This window comes from Serratia sp. CY37869, assembly GCF_052168895.1.
In the GTDB taxonomy this organism is placed as follows: Bacteria; Pseudomonadota; Gammaproteobacteria; order Enterobacterales; family Enterobacteriaceae; genus Serratia; species Serratia ureilytica.
In genome coordinates this window covers 1,521,148-1,535,353 of sequence record NZ_JBJNLU010000001.1, presented here as the reverse complement: position 1 = coordinate 1,535,353, position 14,206 = coordinate 1,521,148, and the positions used below count along the sequence as shown (strand labels likewise).

Here is a 14,206-nt window from a genome sequence, read left to right as displayed (position 1 = left end):
CATGCAGCAGGTGAACAGCAATGAACGGGATATCGCCCTGGTTGGCATGGCCTGCCGTTTCCCGGGCGCCGAGGACATCGAAAGCTGGTGGCATAATTTGATCAACGGTGTCGAATCCCTGGTTCGCGTCGATAACGATCGGGATGATGCCGTCGACAAGGGATATATTCCCGTCGCCGCGCCTGTGGCCGGCGACATATCTCGCTTTGATGCAGGATTCTTCGGTATTAGCGCGCGCGATGCGCTGCTGATGGATCCCCAGCAGCGGCTCTTTTTGGAATGCGCCTGGCACGCGCTGGAAAGCGCCGGTGTGACACCGGGGGAACTTGAGGATACCGGGCTGTTCGCCGGCTGTAGCAGCTCTGACTATTTACGTCAGGCGCAAGGATCCGAGCTACTCGATAAACTCAATCCTTCGCCGTTCGAGCGGCAAATAATGAGCGATAAAGATTACCTCACCAGCAGGGTGGCCTGGCATCTGGGCATCGGGGGGCCGGTGTGCAACGTGCAAGCCGCCTGCGCCACTTCGCTGGTGGCGGTATACGAAGCGGTCCACGCCTTGCGCAGCGGCCGTTGCAACCTGGCGTTAGCAGGCGCTTGTACCCTAAGGATCCCGCAAAACGACGGCTATTTTGCGCAGCAAGGCATGGTGTTTTCCACCGATGGGCACTGCCGGCCATTTTCCGCAGATGCCAGCGGTACGGTATTCGGCAGCGGCGTCGGTGTGGTGGTGTTGAAGCGCCTGAGTGATGCGCTGGCGGCCGGCGATAACGTCGTCGCGGTGATCAAAGGCGTGGCGATGAATAATGACGGCGCGCGCAAAGTCAGTTTTACCACCACCAGTTTGCATGGCCAGCAACGCCTGCTGCGCCAGGCGATGGACGATGCCCGGTTGACGCCTGAGGATTTTCGCGCCATCGAAGCCCACGGTACGGGCACTCTGGCCGGCGATCCCATCGAATTCGAGGCGCTGAACGGCGTTTTCCGAGAGCATACGACACGACGGGGGTTCTGCGCCATCGGCGCAGTCAAGGCTAACGTCGGGCACCTGGAAACCTGCGCCGGCATGGCGGGATTGATTAAGGCCGCCCTGCAAATTCAGCATGGCTGGCTCACGCCGCAGATCAACGTTGGCTCACCGAATCCGGAAATGGCATTGGCGGAGAGTCCGTTTGAGTTTATCTGTTCCGCTCAACGGTGGGATCGCGAGGATCCGCGCCAGGCCATCGGCGTCAGCGCATTCGGTATTGGCGGTACGAATGCGCATGTCGTACTGGCGAGGCCGCCTGTCATGCCGCCGGCGCGAACAGCGGCCTCATTGTCCTCCACCGTCGTACCGATCAGCGCACAGTCAGAACAGGCCTGGCATCGGCTGGTAAAACGCTATCTGCAGCGACCGCACGGCGAAAACGACGAACGCTTGGCCTGGAGCGCGCAAAGCGGAAGAAAGTCGCTGCGCTATCGCGGCACCTTGCAGATAGACGATCGGGGCGCGTTGAGCGTGAAAGAAAACATGATGGATACGGGGAAAGGGCGCTTGTCGATAGTTTTCCAATTCCCTGGCCAGGGAAGCCAGTTTATCGGTATGGCCAGCGATTTGATGGCGCAGGACGCGACCTTCAGAAAACTGATGAACGACAAACTGCAGATAGTGCAAACGCAAGCCGCACTGGATCTCTCGGCGTTATTTACCGGAGAGGCCGCGCCCGAGTCGATTAACGATACCGCGTTGACGCAGCCCGCGCTGATCGCCGTCGAAATCTCCATGGCCGAACTGCTGATGCATTACGGCGTCGAGCCGGATTGGGTCATTGGGCACAGCCTCGGCGAAATTGCGGCGGCCTGGGCCGCTGGGGTGTTCTCGGTGCAAGAGGCGCTGGTTTTCGCCGCTCATCGTGGGCGTCTGATGGCCGGGTTGCCGTCCGGGATGATGTTGGCGGTAGAGCTGAGCGTTCAACAGGTTCAGCCCTGGTTGAGTCATCAGCTATCGCTAGCGGCAGAAAACAGTGATGACGGCTGCGTGCTGTCCGGCACCGCTGAAGCCATTCGCGCTTGCGAACGCCAGATGCGAGACCGAGGCGTGCGATGCAAAGCCTTGAATGTTTCACATGCGTTTCATTCGACCCTGATGGATCCCATTCTTGACGAGCTGGCCGATATTGCGCCGCCGCCGGGTGAATCGGCGACGGGGGTACGTTACGTCTCCGCCTTGCTGGCGACCGAAGTCGAATGTTCGGCACTTGACGGCCGCTATTGGGCGCGTCATGCCCGTGAACCGGTCAATTACCACCGCGCCTTGCAGCAGCTACCGCAGCGCGGCAAGACGTTGTTTATCGAAGTTGGGCCGGGTTCGACGCTCACGGCGTTGGTTGCACAGCTGAAATCCGCCGGTTCTGTGACCGCGGTGCGAACCTTGCCGCGTCGCGACGAAGCGCAGAATGAAGGTGCCGTATGGATCCAGGCGCTGCAAAAAATCTGGCGCGCCAGCGTCAACGTTAACTGGCGCCGCCTGTGGCAACTGCCGCCTTCGCGCATCGCATTGCCGATGTATCCCTTCGATCCGGCGCACTGGTGGTTGGGCGAACGGGACAGGCAGGGGCCGCAAGCCGAGCGAACGCCGGCGGCAACAAGCCAGTCAGATCCCCAGATGGCGCTTATCTGGCGCGTTTGGGGGGATGTGACCGGCGTGAACCCCGATTCTAACCACTGTGACTTTTTTGACGCCGGCGGGCAGTCGCTGATGGCGCTGCGCCTGCTGGCGATGTTGGAGCAAGAGTTTGGCAAGGCAATAGGGATGGCCGATTTTCTTAAGCGGCCTACGCCGTGGGGCATTAAACAACAGTTGGACCAGGCTGGAGCATTCGAGCAAGATTCTCATTAAAACAGGATGGCAAATTATGTCAGTTAACAATGAATTGCTGAATACACATAACCAATACCAGATAGAAACGGTCGTAATCGATGACGAAACGTCATTCACCCTGGCTTACTCGTCGCAGATCAAGCTGCTACCGGCCAATGGCGGTATCCGTTGGCGAAACTATGCGTCCCGGCAGCAGCAGGAAGAGGAGGCGATCATGCTGGCGCAGCGCATGTCGCTGAAGCACGGGCTGTACAATACCGGCTTCAGCGGCGGCAAAATCGTGGTGAACAGCAAACGTTCTCCCCAAGAGCAACCGGCAGTGCTTGAAGCGATAGGCGCTCTGCTCAATCGCTATGGCGGCACCATGTTTACGGGATGCGATATCAATACCGGCAATCGAGAGATGGACTATCTGCGGCAGTTTACGCCGTGGATCCTGAATGCCATGGACAGCCCACAAGTCGATACATCGGTGGCAACCGGCTACGGCGTCTGGAGTTCGATGAAAAAAGTGTTGACGCTGAGGCTCAATCATTTGCCTCGCGCGCGCATTGCCATTCACGGTATGGGCAAGGTCGGCACTGAAGTGGCGAAACAAAGCCTGCTGTTCGGTTGTGAGGTGACGGCCTATGACATCAACCCCGCAGCGCAATTTCCTGCGGGGGTGCGCCGCGTGAGCGAAGAGGAACTTTGGGCGCAACCCAGCGAGGTGCTGTGCATCGCGTCGATGTCCAACGTATTGAATGCACAGAATATTGAACAGCTGAATACCCGCTGGGTGGTGAGCAGCGCCAACTCACCGTTTAATACGCCACAGGCTGAACAGCGGCTGTTGGCGCGCGGTATTCACTATCTGCCGGACTACGTCAGCAACGCCGGCGCAGTGATCTGCGACAGCATCGAAATGGCGTTTACCGACCGTTATAACCAAATGAACCAGGAGCAGGTCAACGCCTATGTTCACTCCGTGATTGGCGCCAAGACGGAGGAGTTGCTGCAGCGCGCTCAACTGCTCAATTGCGATATTGGACAATTGTTGCAACCGATCAAATCCGCCGCCATGGTGGCGTAAGAAATGGGCCGGGGAGCCTGCGCTTTCCCGGCCTCGGCTTTTTTAACGGGCACATAACTCCATGATTATTGTAAAAGACGCTTTGCGTTGCAAAGTAGAGGCCGAATCGCAAGGGCGTCGCACCGTGCTTTACACCGCAAGTGGGCAGCCCAGCTATATGCATGTGATACCTCGTTTTACGCTGCAAGAGGTCACATCAGGGTTAGGCGAGGCGGTTCATCCGGCGTTTATCGTCAACGGTCAGCGAAAAGAGGCTTTCTTCTACGGCTGTTACCCCGGCACGCTGATCCATGGCGAACTGGTCAGCCAACCTGAGACGGCCCCGGCCAGCTGGCATGACCTGGCCGCATTTCGACAGGCGGCGGCTCGCAATGGACGCGGCTGGCACATTGGCACCAACGCCGAATGGGCCGCGTTGATGTTCTGGTGCCGTCATCATGGCTGGCCGGAGTTAGGCAATACCGAGAGTGGGCGATCGCATCGCGATCGACGCCAGTATGGCAAGCGATGTGACGGCGGTGTCGTGGGCGATGAGCAGGGCGATCCGACAACGTTTACCGCATCCGGTCCGGCTGCCTGGTATCATGACGGTACGCCGCACGGTATTGGCGATCTCTGCGGCAACCTTTGGGAATGGCAACACGGGCTGAAATTGGTCGCGGGGGAAATCCTGCTTTTACCGGACAATGACGCCGCGATGCCGATGACCGATAATGAAGACGAACGCTGGCGCGCGGTCGAGCTGGCAACAGGCGAGTGGCTACCTCCCGGCAGCCCGGGAACCGCAAAATTCGATGCTTCATCGCCGAGTCTTACCGGCAATGCCGGCACGCCGCGCATTTCGGACCGTATCCGGCATTTCAACGGCGATCCGCATGACAATGGGTATCCGTCAGGTTTGATGGATGATGAGTTCGGGCGTATTGGTGCGGCAAGTGGAGAGTCGGTGCCGGATATATTGAAAATCCTCGGCGTTGTACCGCATCACCGGTGTGCGGACGGCGATCAGGTTTATCTGCGCAACTACGGCGAACGCATGCTGATGCGAGGCGGCGCCTGGTATTCCGGTGCGGGTGCCGGGCTGAGAACGCTGTGCCTGAGCCATGGCGCTGGGCATGCCAGTGCGACGGTGGGCGCCCGGCCGGTATGGTGTTTGTAAGCGGTTGGCAATTCACTGGGTGGCGCAGCGGCCGTGGCCGCTGCGCAGGATATTTATTGGCTGAGGGTTTGCTGCAGCGCCTGAACGGAAGAGGCGATGCCGGCATCGACCGACATGGTCAAGTCTTCCATTTCCAGTGACACCCAGTCGTTGTAACCCATCATGCGCACCACCGAGAAGAATTCCTTCCACCACTGCAGATCCCGGCCGCAGCCGACGGCGACATAATTCCAGGCCCGGTCAGCTACCTCGTCTATCGGTTTGGTCTCCAGCAGCCCGTTAACCTCGACGACGCCGCGCTCAAGGCGTACGTCTTTGCCGTGCACATGGTGAATGGCGGGCCCAAGGGCGCGGGCCACCGCGATGGGATCTGCGCCCATCCAGATCAAGTGGCTGGGATCGAGGTTCAGACCCACCATCGGGCCAACGGCCTCTCGCAGCCGGAACAGCGTTTCCGGGTTCCACACCAGCATGGCGCTGAAGTTTTCCAGCGCAAAGCGCTCGACGCCGCACGCTTTGGCTCGGGCGACCAGCGCCTGCCAATAGGGGATCGCCACCTCATTCCATTGATAGTCCAGACAGTTTTTCACCGTAGGGGGCCAGCTGACGGTATAGGTGATCCAGTTGGGGATGGTGTCATGCGGGCTGGCCGGGGGCAGGCCGCTCATCATGACGATCTTCTTCACCCCCAGCAGGCCGGCCAGCTCCAGCGTATTGTCGGTTTGGCGCAGATGGCGCTGCCCCAGCTCGCCCGGATCGAGCGGATTGCCGGAGACATTGAGCGCGGCGATCTCCATGCCGCGGCTGGCCAGGGCCTGCTGCAGCTGCCGGCGTTTGGCCGGGTTGGCCAGCAGATCGTCGGTATCCAGATGGGGCGCCGGAGACCAGCCGCCGGTGGTCATTTCCACGCCGCGCACCCCCAGCTCCAGCAACCGATCCAGCATCGGCTCGAAGGGCAAATGGCCCAGGCTGTCGGTACAGAATGAAAGTTTCATGATGCTTTCCTTATCGGTAATTGACCCAGGTGGCGCCGTTGTCGGCGGAACGAACGCAGTTTTCAATCCAGCGCACGCCTTCTAACCCGGCATCGATATCCGGATAGATCAGCGTGGCCAGCGTTTGCCGATCGCCGTGCTGGCTGGCGCTGATGGCGATGGCGAACTTGAGGTAAATATTGGCCCAGGATTCGGCCAGCCCTTCGGTATGCAGCGCGCCGAGCCGCTCTTCGGCCAGCGCGCTGTCGTCCAGATAGGGCATGCCGTGGTGCAGCGTTTGGTTGGGCCGCCCCTGGATCTCATAGCGCAATTCGCCGGGCGTGGAATCGCTCCATTGCAGGCTGGCGCGTGCGCCCACCACGCGAATGCTTTGGCTGTCCATCGCGCCCGCGTTGATGGCGGAGGCCCACATGCGGCCGACGGCGCCGTTTTCGTAGTGCATCAGCACCATGGCATTGTCTTCCAGCGGGGCGCGGGAAGGGATAAAGCTCTGGCGATCGCACAGCAGGGAGGCAATTTTCATGTCGGGCATCACCAGCTGTGAGATGTAGAAGGTGTGGGTAGAAATATCACCCAGAACAAAGGAGGGGCCGGCGATTTTCGGATCGACGCGCCACTTTTGCGCCTCGAACGTGTCCGCGCTTTCGTTGGCGTTGAAGCCATGGGTGTACTGCAATTCGACCATGCGTATTTCGCCGATGTCGCCGTTCGCGATCATGGCGCGCATCTGCATCAGCAGCGGATGCCCGGAGAAGCCGTAGGTTACGCCGACGATCAGGCCTTTCTCCGCCGCCAGCGCCTTGATTTCTCTCGCCTCCGCCGTAGTGAAGAACAGCGGTTTTTCGCAGATGACATGCAGGCCGGCATTCAGCGCGGCGCGCGTGATTTCATAGTGGGTGCCGTTAGGGGTGGCGATGGTCACCACCTCAACACCATCTTCGCGGTAGGCCTCTTGTTTCAGCAACTGCTGATAGTCGTCATAGCAGCGTTCAGCGGGCACGCCGAGATTGACGCCAAACTCACGCCCGCGCGCCGCGTCGATATCAAAAGCGCCGGCAACCAGCCGATAGGCGGTATTGTCGCGCAGTGCGCCGGAACGGTGCTTGTAGCCCACCTGACTGAGGCGGCCGCCGCCGATCATCGCCCAACGCAGCGGGCGAGGGATGCTTCTTTCACCATTTAACATGCTGACTCCTGATACTGTGGTTTTGCACTCGGGTGCAAAGTGGGTTGAAAAAGAGAGTGGCAACGGTTTATTTCTGGTTCATTTGCGCAAATTGCGGGTAGTTTTCTCGCGTCACGGTGGCATAAGGCACCCAGTTGTAAGACTCGGTTTTGGCGTGATCCAACATCGCTCGGGTCACTTGCACCGCGCCGATCGCCTGGGCTTTGGCATCCTGGAAAATGGTCACCGCCAGGTCGCCGTTTTTGATAAATTGCAGGCCGTCGGGCGTGCCATCGATACCGGCAACCAGTACGCCGTTCTTTTTGGCCTGCTTCAGCGCCATGATCGCGCCGATGGCCATCTCATCGTTGTTGGCGGCGATCGCATCGATCGGTACGCCGTTCAGCAACCAGCCGGAGACCACGTCGACCGCTTCATTGCGTTGCCATTTCGCAGTCTGTTTCTCTACCACTTTCAGCTCTTTGTGTTTGGCGATCACCGCCTCCACCGCGCGGGTGCGCTCGCGGGTTTCTTCGTTGGAGAGGGCGCCCATCAGGATCGCCACGTTGCCGCGGTAATTCATTTTTTTCGCCAGAGCCTCCATCTGCAGGCGACCGCTGAGCGCCGAATCGGAGCCGACGTAGGCCGTCGCGCCGCTCAGCGGCACTTCGGGTTTGCGGTTGACGAAGATAAGGGGGATAGCGGCGCGTTGGGCGGCCGCTATCATCGGCTGAACGCCTTGCGTATCGACCGGGTTGAGGATAATGGCGTCCACGCCCTGATTAATCAGATCGTCTACCTGCTGCACCTGCAGGGCGACATCGCCTTTGGCATCAACGAACTGGCCTTGCAGCTGCTGCGCAACCAGTTCCCGCGCCATTTGGCTGCGCAGGATAGAGACGAAGTTGAGAGCGAAGTTGGCCAGCGCCACGCCGACCTGGTAGGTCTTGGCCTGGGCGGTCACGACAAACAGCGAGCAGGCTAACATCAACAACAGTCTGGTTTTTTTCATTACGGTATCCTGTTGAGAAGAGAGGTGTTATGTAAAAACAGTGTTTTGCAACCGGGTGCAAAACAGGAGACAAAACGGCGATGAGTCTCTGAATGCCACCGTGAATGTCGGCCATGGATAAAATTTGGTCAACAGGGGAAAGGTGAAAACAGCGCGGACGATCACAAACTCTTTATGTTTTGCACCCGGTTGCATAACAAATTGCAATCGGGTGCAAAAACGGGACATAATCGCAGCAGGTATGCCGGCAGGCGCTTAGGGGATCTGAGCGAGCAGGGTATAGTGTGACTTCACCGAAGCAGGGATCGACGCAACCATGACGAAACACCACAAAGCCACCGCCAGCGACGTCGCCGAAAAGGCCGGCGTCTCTAAATGGACGGTATCGCGCGCCTTTACGCCCGGTGCGTCGATCTCAGACAGCGCGCGTGAAAGCGTACTGGCGGCGGCGGCCGAGCTGGGCTATCGACCCAATCTGCTGGCGCGCAGCCTGTCGCAAAAACGCACGCACATCATCGGCGTGGCCATCGACGAAATGAAGAACCCGCATTCGATGATGATGCTCGATATGGTCACCAAACAACTGCAAACCCGCGGCTATATGGCGCTGCTGTTGAACATCACCGCGGGGGAAAACTACCGGGCGGTAATGGCGATGGCCGACCAGCTGCAGGTCGATGGCATTTTGTTCCTGGCGACGGTGTTAACCCAAGAGTGGGCGGCGATTGCGCAAGATCTGCATCAGATCCCGCTGGTGCAGGTATGCCGCAATACGGAAAGTGAACACATTGATGTGGTGAACATCGACGGCTACCGCGCCGGCGAAGAGATCGCTGGGTTGCTGATAGAACAAGGGCATCGGCGCTTTGGCTACATGAAGGGGCCAGACACGCAAAGTAGCCATTTGCTGCGCATGGAAGGCTACCGCGATAGGCTGATAACCTCTGGCTTTCAGCTGGATCGGGTGCTCACGGCTGGCCACTACGATCGCCAACGCGGTTTCCAGCTGATGAGCGAATACCTGCAGGCAACGCCGGAAAGCGAGCGGGTTGAGGCGCTGTTCTGCGAGAACGACGTGTTGGCGCTGGGGGCGCTCGAAGCGCTCAGGCAAGTGACACCGTCGTCTGCAATGGCCGTGGTAGGTTTCGACGATATCGACGAGGCCGGATCAGCCAACTGGGCGCTGACCAGCTACAGCCAACGCATCGACCGGCTGGTCGAAGAAGCCTTGAATCGCCTGCTCGATAATCGCACCACGGCAGACGGCGCCTGGCGGCATGGGGAATTGCGGGTTCGGCGGTCGCACCTGGGAGAGAAACAGGCGTGAGGTTTTTCCTTTTGGTGACGTCGTCACTTTGGAGGTTTAATGAGAACTCGTCGCGATAAAAAAAACTCTATAGAAGAGAAAGTGTTACCTTCAGATGCCCCATAGCCAGCGGTGGCGAGTACCGCTGGGGGCGCCATGGCAAAGTCAGGTTTCACGAGTGTCATTCTGGTGTAGATTGACTGCCGAAGTTTGCCAGATTTCACGTAGCGCGATCAAAAAGGAGGGCATTTTGACGCATTCTGCAAAGTTGTTTAGCCAAATCCAGACGCTTGAGGTTGAACTGCATCAGCCATCGGTGCGCCGCGATCCGCAGCGCGTCGCGGCATTGCTGCATGAAGACTTTGAAGAGATTGCTCGCTCAGGTCTGCGTTATGACAAACGCCAGACCGTTGCGGCGCTGGAAATGGAAACTGAGCATCCGCAGATTGTTGCCGAAGGTTTTACGCTGGCGAAAATCAGTGAAGGCGCCGTGTTGCTGACGTATAAGAGTTTTCAACGCAACGCGCAGGGCAACGCCATTCGTTGCACAGAACGGTCGTCGATTTGGATGCTGACGGAAAAGGCCGGTTGGCAGATGCGGTTTCATCAGGGCACACCGACCGAGGATTAAACTGAGGTGCTGAAACTGAACGGGCTGATGATGGGCTTAAACATAAAAAAGGTTAGCAGCCTGATAAGGCTTGAAGGTGAGGTGAGAAAGGACGGCCAGGCTAACGGCGGTGCGTATCCAATAATGCAATTTAACATAATATACATTATGCGCACCCATGTGGTTATACGTGGATTCTGGCGTCCTGGCTTGATCATGGGTTTTCTCCTGTGGCCAACCATTTCAACGCCCGTTGCTCATGCCGTTGAACGAATTCGTTTTTCAGCTGGTCTTAAGCCGTCGAGTTTTCGCTGCAGGCTTCATTGCCATTGCCGCTTATTGCTGAGCGACACTATGATGTTTGCGCAAAAATCTCTGAACACCCAATGCCTGTCGCCTGTTCACTTCCTGCAGTAAATGCATGCATGTGAGGCATGCGCTTGCCGCTTCCCAGGATTTCGGTACCTGGCGTTCCAACGCCGCTTAACCGCCCAGCAAAATTATCAATCGTTGGTTTGGCCGCCAGCCAACTCTGCCGATGTGATGGACTGCCGTTAACACGCCAGCCAGTATCTCGCGAAGTTTCAGCTTTATCACGTTCCACCCACTGAGGATCATAGATAAATGCGTTCTGCCATTAATGATGACCGGGCATGCTTATAGCGATACATCTCTGGGGATATTGAGGCGAAATCCCCCCGCCTTTTTGATCGCGCTACGTGAAATCTGATAAAACATGGCTACTGCGATACTGCAGATTTCACCAAAACGCGCCATAAAAATGAACAACTTCTGCCTGCCAAATGCGTACTGGCGTTCGTCTTCACCGTTTCCGGTGGCCTTCATGGCGTTGGCTATACTGAATGGGAACATTCTTCCACACTCCAGGACATCCCCATGTTTGACCATGTGAAATTTGGCGTCAGCGACTTTGCTCTGAGCAAAGCGTTTTTCCTTAATGCGCTGGCGCCGCTGGGCGTAAAGATCGTTGCCGAAGGTGAACCCGATTATGGCGTTGAGCTGTGTCCCGATCGGGGTAACGTGTCATTATGCCTGTTTCAGACCGATGAAAAACCGGCGCATCTGCACCTGGCATTTACCGCAAGCAGCCGTGAACAGGTCGATGCGTTCTATCACGCCGCGTTAAGCGCCGGCGGCAAAGACAATGGCGCGCCCGGTTTACGCCCCAATTATCATGCCCACTACTATGCGGCGTTTGTCATTGGTCCGGATGGTCATAATATCGAGGCGGTTTGCCACAATGCGATAGCCTAGTTTTCCATTTAAAAACAAATAATTATACAGAGAAAAGACTCTGTATTTAACATAACGTATTGTGACGGCGTCACTATTAGTTACCCCGTCACGTCAATCCACTCCGCTCCCGTGATGCCGGCCAGCCGCTGTGGCGCAATTCTCACGCCAGAGTTATCGCTGCCGCCTGCCGGAAGCACTTCATCGAAAACGCGCAGGCTATGATCGCAGTAGATCCTCACCGCCTCCGGTGCGGCAAAGGGACAAACGCCGCCGGGCGGATAGCCGGTTAATGCTTCAACCTCTTCCGCCGGCAGCATACGCGCCTTCACGCCGAAGAATTGCTTGTACTTCTTGTTGTCGATTCTGGCAGTTCCCGCCATCACCAGCAGCACCACATCGCCGTTAACGCGAAACGAAAGCGTCTTGGCGATCTGCCCGCTCTCCACGCCAAAGGCTTCTGCCGCCAGCGCCACCGTTGCGGTGTTCTTTGCCAGCACCGTCACCGTCGTCTCCGGTGCGTGCTCGGCCAGAAAACGCTGAACGCGTTCTATGCTCATGCCCTGCCTCCTGATATTGCTAAGCCATTGATAATGCCGAAGTGATGGTTTCGGTTTTAACATCGCATGCTAAAAATGAGAATCAAAATTGTTCAAATCGCTGGATCTGAACAAAGCTTTAAGGGGCCAATGGCCTTTTTACCCATCATTTTTCATGGAGATGCCTGCATGACCACGCAAACGACAGCAAGGCCCTCAGCGGCCGCAGTGGCCGTCTATGAATGGCTCAACCCGATACCTTACGGATTTTTCACCGCGGCGCTGATTTTCGACATCATTTATGCCTGTACCGCTAATATTCAGTGGGTCAATGGCGCAAGTTGGCTAATTGCCATCGGCCTGATTTTTGCCATCATTCCCCGCCTGATTAACCTGGTACAGGTATGGTTCGGCAGCGCTCGGCTGCGGGGAGCGTCGGTCAAACTCCATTTCTGGCTGAATTTGCTGGCCATCGTTCTCGCCATTATCAACGCTTTCGTGCATAGCCGGGATGCGTATGCCGTGGTGCCCCAAGGCCTGGTGCTGTCTGCGATCGTGGTCGCGCTGCTCAGCCTGGCGAATATTCTGCTGGCCCTTGGCGCCCGCGCAAAATAAGGAGGTTTTCATGAAGCTCTCATCTCTGGCGCTCACCCTTTCCGCCGTTTTGGCCTTGGCCGGCTGCGATAACAGCGCCGTCATTTCGCCAGAGCAACAAATGGGCCCGGATCCGACGTTGCCGGCGGCGCAAGACTTTCTGATGCCGCCGATGCAGGTGCCTAAGGGCGTTGGCTGGCAACAAGATCAGACGCCGAAAGTGGCGGAAGGCTTGAAAATCGATAAGGTGGCAGACGATTTGCTTCATCCGCGTCAGTTGCTCACGCTGCCCAATGGCGACGTGTTGGTCGTGGAGGCCAACGGGCCGGGCACGGAAGCGGTGAGCACGCCCAAGCAGCTGATCGCCGGCCTGGTGAAAGGCCAATCCGGTAAAGGCGGCAAAGGGGGCAATCGCATCACCCTGCTGCGCCCGACCGCCGGCGGCAACTGGGAAAAGCACGTGTTCCTCGAGGGGCTCGATTCCCCGTTCGGAGTCCAGCTGATTGGCAATACGCTGTTCGTGGCCAATACCGGCAATATCATGCAGTACGCCTATCAGCCTGGCGAAACGCGCATCAGCGATCCGGGCAAAGAACTGGCCGATTTGCCGGACACCATCAACCATCACTGGACCAAGGCCCTGCTGGCCAGCCCGGATGGGAAAAAGCTGTATGTCGGCATCGGTTCCAACAGTAACATCACCGAAAACGGCCTGGCCGTAGAGTACCGGCGCGCCGCCGTGCTAGAAGTGGACACCGCCTCCGGCGCCAGCCGCATCTTCGCCAGCGGCCTGCGCAACCCGACCGGGCTGCAGTGGGAGCCGCAAAGCGGCAAGCTGTGGGCGATTGTCAACGAGCGTGACGAAATCGGCGCCGATCTGGTGCCGGATTACCTGACCTCGGTGCAAGACGGCGGTTTCTACGGCTGGCCTTACAGCTATTTCGGCCAGCACGTCGATCGACGGGTACAGCCGCCGCGGCCGGACCTGGTGGCGAAAGCCATCAAGCCGGATTACGCGCTCAGCTCGCACGTCGCGCCGCTGGGGCTGCTGTTCTACACCGCGAGCGCTCTGCCGGCCGACTATCGCGGCGGCGCTTTTATCAGCGAGCACGGCAGTTGGGATCGCTCGCCGCTGAACGGCTATCGGGTCAGCTATGTGGCGTTTGAACAAGGCAAACCGGTTGGCAAGCTCAAGGCCGTGGTGACAGGCTTTGTCTCCGATGATGAGAAGGAACTCTATGGCGCCCCTGTGGGGCTGGCTGTCGATAAGACCGGCGCTTTGCTGGTTGCGGATGACGTCGGCAACACTGTCTGGCGCGTCAGCGCGAAGTAAGGTTACGGGCGGGTTCCGGTGAACTCGCCCGTGACATTGTCACTCACTCCTCAGCGCCAGCCAGATCGTCATAAAGCGGAATAATCGTTCTCGCCAGTTTTTTCGTCATTAATATTATCCCCGTCACGTTATTGGCGCAAAAATAATAGCCGTCGGTCAGAATTAAAGCGCTCATTCGATAATATATTCATCAACAGATCGTTGATCAGAAATAAAAGGTTTTAACATTTCGACATAAACCAGTACAATTCCCTCCCCTGTGTTAACCCTTTTTTAGGTTGATTGTGTCGTTAATTCAGCCCCC

The 14,206-nt window shown here is 57.8% G+C and carries 14 protein-coding genes; 9 read left to right on the top strand and 5 right to left on the bottom strand.

The window, feature by feature from the left end:
- Nucleotide 1 precedes the first annotated feature (1 nt).
- The 3 genes from ACJ8J1_RS07320 to ACJ8J1_RS07310 all read left to right on the top strand — a co-directional run bounded on the left by ACJ8J1_RS07320 (nt 2) and on the right by ACJ8J1_RS07310 (nt 5,094).
- Nucleotides 2-2,881 carry a type I polyketide synthase gene (locus ACJ8J1_RS07320; protein ID WP_033643092.1) on the top strand — a complete coding sequence of 960 codons (2,880 nt, stop codon included), beginning with the start codon at nt 2-4 and terminating at the stop codon, nt 2,879-2,881.
- A 16-nt stretch (nt 2,882-2,897) separates the two neighbouring features.
- Nucleotides 2,898-3,935 carry a Glu/Leu/Phe/Val dehydrogenase dimerization domain-containing protein gene (locus ACJ8J1_RS07315; protein ID WP_033643093.1) on the top strand — a complete coding sequence of 346 codons (1,038 nt, stop codon included), beginning with the start codon at nt 2,898-2,900 and terminating at the stop codon, nt 3,933-3,935.
- 61 nt (nt 3,936-3,996) lie between these two features.
- Nucleotides 3,997-5,094, top strand: a complete 1,098-nt coding sequence (locus ACJ8J1_RS07310; protein ID WP_033643094.1) for a hypothetical protein — start codon at nt 3,997-3,999, stop codon at nt 5,092-5,094.
- Between the two features lie 53 nt (nt 5,095-5,147).
- On the opposite strand, the gene ACJ8J1_RS07305 is transcribed toward ACJ8J1_RS07310, so the two are convergent.
- The 3 genes from ACJ8J1_RS07305 to ACJ8J1_RS07295 all read right to left on the bottom strand — a co-directional run bounded on the left by ACJ8J1_RS07305 (nt 5,148) and on the right by ACJ8J1_RS07295 (nt 8,266).
- Complete coding sequence (locus ACJ8J1_RS07305; RefSeq protein WP_033643095.1) at nt 5,148-6,089, bottom strand: sugar phosphate isomerase/epimerase family protein; 942 nt, start codon at nt 6,087-6,089, stop codon at nt 5,148-5,150.
- Between the two features lie 10 nt (nt 6,090-6,099).
- Entirely contained in the window at nt 6,100-7,275 is a 1,176-nt protein-coding gene (locus tag ACJ8J1_RS07300) for a Gfo/Idh/MocA family protein (protein WP_033643096.1), read from the bottom strand.
- 67 nt (nt 7,276-7,342) lie between these two features.
- On the bottom strand, nt 7,343-8,266 hold the full coding sequence (locus ACJ8J1_RS07295) for a substrate-binding domain-containing protein (protein WP_033643097.1): 924 nt from the start codon (nt 8,264-8,266) through the stop codon (nt 7,343-7,345).
- Between the two features lie 316 nt (nt 8,267-8,582).
- Between ACJ8J1_RS07295 and ACJ8J1_RS07290 the strand changes: the two genes are divergently transcribed.
- The 3 genes from ACJ8J1_RS07290 to ACJ8J1_RS07280 all read left to right on the top strand — a co-directional run bounded on the left by ACJ8J1_RS07290 (nt 8,583) and on the right by ACJ8J1_RS07280 (nt 10,599).
- Nucleotides 8,583-9,593 carry a LacI family DNA-binding transcriptional regulator gene (locus ACJ8J1_RS07290; protein WP_033643098.1) on the top strand — a complete coding sequence of 337 codons (1,011 nt, stop codon included), beginning with the start codon at nt 8,583-8,585 and terminating at the stop codon, nt 9,591-9,593.
- A gap of 229 nt (nt 9,594-9,822) precedes the next feature.
- A complete protein-coding gene (locus tag ACJ8J1_RS07285) occupies nt 9,823-10,203 on the top strand; it encodes a nuclear transport factor 2 family protein (protein ID WP_033643099.1) in 381 nt (126 codons plus the stop codon).
- Nucleotides 10,204-10,209: 6 nt separating this feature from the next.
- Nucleotides 10,210-10,599, top strand: coding sequence for a hypothetical protein (locus tag ACJ8J1_RS07280; RefSeq protein WP_103681786.1), 390 nt, complete (start codon nt 10,210-10,212; stop codon nt 10,597-10,599).
- Nucleotides 10,600-10,839: 240 nt separating this feature from the next.
- Here ACJ8J1_RS07280 and ACJ8J1_RS07275 read toward each other — a convergent pair whose 3' ends face one another.
- The gene (locus tag ACJ8J1_RS07275) at nt 10,840-11,055 is read right to left on the bottom strand and encodes a hypothetical protein (RefSeq protein WP_033643101.1); all 216 of its coding nucleotides are present in this window, start codon (nt 11,053-11,055) and stop codon (nt 10,840-10,842) included.
- 24 nt (nt 11,056-11,079) lie between these two features.
- Between ACJ8J1_RS07275 and ACJ8J1_RS07270 the strand changes: the two genes are divergently transcribed.
- On the top strand, nt 11,080-11,457 hold the full coding sequence (locus tag ACJ8J1_RS07270; protein ID WP_033643102.1) for a VOC family protein: 378 nt from the start codon (nt 11,080-11,082) through the stop codon (nt 11,455-11,457).
- A gap of 80 nt (nt 11,458-11,537) precedes the next feature.
- Here ACJ8J1_RS07270 and ACJ8J1_RS07265 read toward each other — a convergent pair whose 3' ends face one another.
- Nucleotides 11,538-11,996 carry a YbaK/EbsC family protein gene (locus ACJ8J1_RS07265; protein WP_033643103.1) on the bottom strand — a complete coding sequence of 153 codons (459 nt, stop codon included), beginning with the start codon at nt 11,994-11,996 and terminating at the stop codon, nt 11,538-11,540.
- 168 nt (nt 11,997-12,164) lie between these two features.
- Here ACJ8J1_RS07265 and ACJ8J1_RS07260 point away from each other — a divergent pair, with 168 nt between their 5' ends.
- Together ACJ8J1_RS07260 and ACJ8J1_RS07255 are read left to right on the top strand one after the other, a co-directional pair.
- On the top strand, nt 12,165-12,590 hold the full coding sequence (locus ACJ8J1_RS07260) for a DUF2231 domain-containing protein (protein ID WP_033643104.1): 426 nt from the start codon (nt 12,165-12,167) through the stop codon (nt 12,588-12,590).
- Between the two features lie 10 nt (nt 12,591-12,600).
- Nucleotides 12,601-13,902, top strand: a complete 1,302-nt coding sequence (locus ACJ8J1_RS07255; protein ID WP_033643105.1) for a PQQ-dependent sugar dehydrogenase — start codon at nt 12,601-12,603, stop codon at nt 13,900-13,902.
- The last annotated feature ends 304 nt before the right edge of the window (nt 13,903-14,206 follow it).

Bases quoted from the DNA above. Each gene is read 5' to 3' on its own strand.
- ACJ8J1_RS07315 (WP_033643093.1), top strand. From the start codon at position 2,898: ATGTCAGTTAACAATGAATTGCTGAATACACATAACCAATACCAGATA.
- ACJ8J1_RS07295 (WP_033643097.1), bottom strand. From the start codon at position 8,266: ATGAAAAAAACCAGACTGTTGTTGATGTTAGCCTGCTCGCTGTTTGTC.
- ACJ8J1_RS07310 (WP_033643094.1), top strand. From the start codon at position 3,997: ATGATTATTGTAAAAGACGCTTTGCGTTGCAAAGTAGAGGCCGAATCG.
- ACJ8J1_RS07305 (WP_033643095.1), bottom strand. From the start codon at position 6,089: ATGAAACTTTCATTCTGTACCGACAGCCTGGGCCATTTGCCCTTCGAG.
- ACJ8J1_RS07290 (WP_033643098.1), top strand. From the start codon at position 8,583: ATGACGAAACACCACAAAGCCACCGCCAGCGACGTCGCCGAAAAGGCC.
- ACJ8J1_RS07265 (WP_033643103.1), bottom strand. From the start codon at position 11,996: ATGAGCATAGAACGCGTTCAGCGTTTTCTGGCCGAGCACGCACCGGAG.
- ACJ8J1_RS07260 (WP_033643104.1), top strand. From the start codon at position 12,165: ATGACCACGCAAACGACAGCAAGGCCCTCAGCGGCCGCAGTGGCCGTC.
- ACJ8J1_RS07320 (WP_033643092.1), top strand. From the start codon at position 2: ATGCAGCAGGTGAACAGCAATGAACGGGATATCGCCCTGGTTGGCATG.
- ACJ8J1_RS07300 (WP_033643096.1), bottom strand. From the start codon at position 7,275: ATGTTAAATGGTGAAAGAAGCATCCCTCGCCCGCTGCGTTGGGCGATG.
- ACJ8J1_RS07275 (WP_033643101.1), bottom strand. From the start codon at position 11,055: ATGTTCCCATTCAGTATAGCCAACGCCATGAAGGCCACCGGAAACGGT.
- ACJ8J1_RS07270 (WP_033643102.1), top strand. From the start codon at position 11,080: ATGTTTGACCATGTGAAATTTGGCGTCAGCGACTTTGCTCTGAGCAAA.
- ACJ8J1_RS07255 (WP_033643105.1), top strand. From the start codon at position 12,601: ATGAAGCTCTCATCTCTGGCGCTCACCCTTTCCGCCGTTTTGGCCTTG.